The sequence below is a fragment of the Oceanicola sp. S124 genome (assembly GCF_000220565.1).
In the GTDB taxonomy this organism is placed as follows: Bacteria; Pseudomonadota; Alphaproteobacteria; order Rhodobacterales; family Rhodobacteraceae; genus Pseudooceanicola.
On sequence record NZ_AFPM01000204.1, the window covers coordinates 1 to 3160 of the forward strand.

General features: G+C 70.2%; 4 protein-coding genes. 3 read left to right on the forward strand and 1 reads right to left on the reverse strand.

Annotated features, from left to right (window positions below; all coding sequences use genetic code 11):
- Window positions 1–485 (reverse strand): hypothetical protein (locus tag OS124_RS24750; protein ID WP_138919551.1); only part of this gene is annotated, 485 nt, incomplete at its 3' end.
- Between the two features lie 129 nt (window positions 486–614).
- Between OS124_RS24750 and OS124_RS0114250 the strand changes: the two genes are divergently transcribed.
- The 3 genes from OS124_RS0114250 (at window position 615) to modA (ending at window position 3126) form a co-directional block, all read left to right on the forward strand.
- Window positions 615–1823, forward strand: coding sequence for a BamA/TamA family outer membrane protein (locus OS124_RS0114250; protein ID WP_010140399.1), 1209 nt, complete (start codon window positions 615–617; stop codon window positions 1821–1823).
- A 97-nt stretch (window positions 1824–1920) separates the two neighbouring features.
- Window positions 1921–2301, forward strand: coding sequence for a winged helix-turn-helix domain-containing protein (locus tag OS124_RS0114255; protein ID WP_010140400.1), 381 nt, complete (start codon window positions 1921–1923; stop codon window positions 2299–2301).
- A gap of 60 nt (window positions 2302–2361) precedes the next feature.
- Window positions 2362–3126, forward strand: coding sequence for a molybdate ABC transporter substrate-binding protein (modA, locus tag OS124_RS0114260; RefSeq protein ID WP_010140401.1), 765 nt, complete (start codon window positions 2362–2364; stop codon window positions 3124–3126).
- The last annotated feature ends 34 nt before the right edge of the window (window positions 3127–3160 follow it).

Sequence of the window (3160 nt, forward strand, 5' to 3'; positions counted from 1 at the left end):
GGCATGTAGACCTCGCGCGGGGCGGCCACCACGGGCATGTAGCGGTCGATGCGGGTGCTGCCGTCGGGCAGCGCCTTGAACCCGGCATAGAGCGGCATCCCCCCGCCGTCGCCCTGCCGCAGCCGCGCCACCAGCACTTCCCAGTACTGCGTGTAGAGCCGGACCGACGTGCCGTCCGTGCGCAGCGCCAGCCCGACGGCGTCGGCCCCGGGCCGGGCCCGGTCCCAGGCGGCCAGCAGGGTCTCGGGCAGGCCGAGGTCGCGCGCCGCCTCGCGCAGCAGCGCCGTCGCGGCGGCGTCATGTTCGAAGAAGAACAGCACCCGGTCCTCCACGCCCGCATCGCTGATCGAGAACGACCGCTCGCAGCCATCGGCGGCGGCGCAAAGTCGCGCGATCAGCTCGGAGGCCGGTTGCACGGGCACCCGTGCCGAGGGACGGGCAGGCGGCCCTTCTGGCAGTTCGTCAGGAGGCAGGTTCTGTGACATGCCCAAAATGTCACACAAGAGCTTGCGGTAATCCACAGGATTTACCGAAAGATGCCAATCTGCGACAGTCCTGGCGGGGATGTCATACTGGCGCCTGTCCAGGGCGCTGTCGTGATATGTGGAGGGACCATGCCGGTGCCGTCTAATCTCGTGGTGAAGGGGTTTGCCTTCGCTCTTGCCGGGACCGCCTCGCTGGCGGCGCCCCTTGTGCTGGCCGACAGCGTCGATTTTCTCGAGCCACCGCAGTCCGCCCCTGAAGTGACCCGCGATGCCGGCCCCGAGATGGCCGAGGAGCACGCCGCCCCGGACACCCGTCCACTGGCCCGCCTCGGCGCCCGGCTGGCCTACAACGACGCGCTCGGCACCGTGGTCGGAGCCACCGTCGCCTCTGACCGCCTGTTCGACGACCGCGCCCGCCTGCGCTTCGGCATCGAGGCCAGCGAGGACAGCCTGGCCTACGATCTCGACCTGTCGATGGATGCGGCGGGGGGCTCTCCTGTCTTCGGGCTGGGGATCTCGGCCGACCGCAGCGAGGCCAACGACCTCTTCGCCTTCGACAGCGAAAGCGTCCGCCTCACCCCGCGACTGACCTGGGATCTCGGGGCAGGGCACAGCGTCGCCAGCTACCTGTCCTTTTCGCGGGCCGAGATTTCGGATGTCTCGGCCACTACCTCGGCGCTGATCCGGGCCGACGAGGTCAGCCGGACCCGCACCGCCCTCGGCCTGCGCTACTCCTGGCTGGACCGCAGCCCGGGGCAGACCCGCCTCGGCCAGCGTCACGACCTGGTGCTGGAGCTGGGACAGACCTCGGAAGACCACGAATTCCTGCTGGTGCAGGCCAAGTCCGCTGCCAGCTGGAGCTTTGGCGCCGATACCCTGCGCCTTACCACCCGCGTCTCGGCGGGCACGATCCATGCGCTTGGCGGCGAAAGCCACGTGGGCGACCGCTTCGTGCTGGGCCAGGCCTCGCTGCGTGGCTTCGCCTTCGGGGGGTACGGGCCGCGCGACATGGCGGTTGCGGATGAACCGGCGCTTGGCGGCAACAGCTTCGCCGTCGCCCGTATCGATGCGCAGTTCCCCCGGGCCTTCGGCGACGCGCCGGTGCTGCCGGGGGTCTTTGTCGATGTCGGCACCCTCTGGGGGCTGGACAATACCGCCGGGGGCCTGGCCGGGGCCGATCCGGTCGATGACAGCGCGCATCTGCGCGCCTCGGCCGGGGTCTCGATGGAGTTCGACACCGGTGTCGGCAAGCTGCAGCTGAACGCCGCCGTGCCGCTGCAGAAAGAGGACTACGACCGGGTCGAGAACTTCTCGCTCTCGTTCCAGACTGCGTTCTGAACGCCTGCGCCCCGTCGCGGCGGCGTCGCGGCGGCTGAGCCGGACGGCAGCGCGCCCGGCGCTTGCGAAGCCGCCGCCTGGCGGGCATCTTCGGGCCATGAGCATCCCTGATCCCGCCCCCGATCCGCGTTTCCGAATCCGTCTCGACTATGGTGATGGCGTGGTGCTCGGACCCGGCAAGGCCGAGCTGATGGAGGGCATCGCGCGCACTGGCTCCATCGCCGCCGCCGGGCGCGACATGGGCATGAGCTACAAGCGTGCCTGGCAGCTGGTCGAAGCGTTGAACACCATGTTCCGTGCGCCCCTCGTGGTCTCCTCCCGGGGGGGCGCCAAGGGCGGCGGGGCGGCGCTGACCGAAGAGGGGCGACAGGTGCTTGCGGCCTACCGGGATCTTGAGGCTTCGGCAAAAAGCGCGTCTTTTCATGCCCTTGAGGCGCTTCGTGCGCTGCGGGACGGCGATATGTCCGAAGGAAAATAACGCTTGGCGGCAACGATGTTCCCTGCGATATTCCCGGTGAAACATAACGCTGGAGGTCCCATGTTCCGCGCGCTCCTGTCCCCCGCTCTTGCCCTCGCGGTCCTGCTGCCCGCCGGCGCCCATGCGGAAGAGGTCACCCTTTTCGCGGCCGCCTCGCTGAAGACCGCGCTCGAGCAGATCGAGCCCGTCTTCGAGGCCGCCACCGGGGCCGACCTGCGGGTCTCGCTGGCCGGCTCTTCTGCGCTGGCCCGCCAGATCCAGCAGGGCGCACCGGCGGATGTCTTCATCTCGGCCAACCCCGGCTGGATGGATGCGCTGGAAGACGAGGGGCTGCTGGCCGAGGGCACCCGCCGCGACCTGCTGGGCAATGCCATCGTGCTGGTCGCGCCGCAGGGGCAGGGGGGCCGGGTCGACCTCTTGGCCAGCCCGGACCTGCCCGCGTTGCTTGGCGCGGGCCCCCTCGCCATGGCGCTGGTCGATGCGGTCCCGGCCGGGATCTACGGCAAGCAGGCGCTGACCTCTCTCGGCCTCTGGGAGGCGGTCGCACCCCATGTTGCGCAGGCCGACAACGTCCGTGCGGCGCTGGCGCTGGTCGCCCTCGGCGAGGCGCCCCTGGGCGTGGTCTATGCCACCGATGCCGCCGCCGAGCCGGGTGTCGAAATCGCCGCGACCTTCCCCGAGGACAGCCACGACCCGATCCGCTATCCCATCGCTGCCCTTGCAGAAAGCGACAACCCGTTGACCGCCGGGCTGCTCGCCTTCCTGCAGGGCGCCGAGGCCCGCGCGACCTTCGAGGCCCAGGGCTTCACCTGGCTGGCCGACTGAGATGGACTGGCTGGGCCCCGAGGAACCGAGGCGC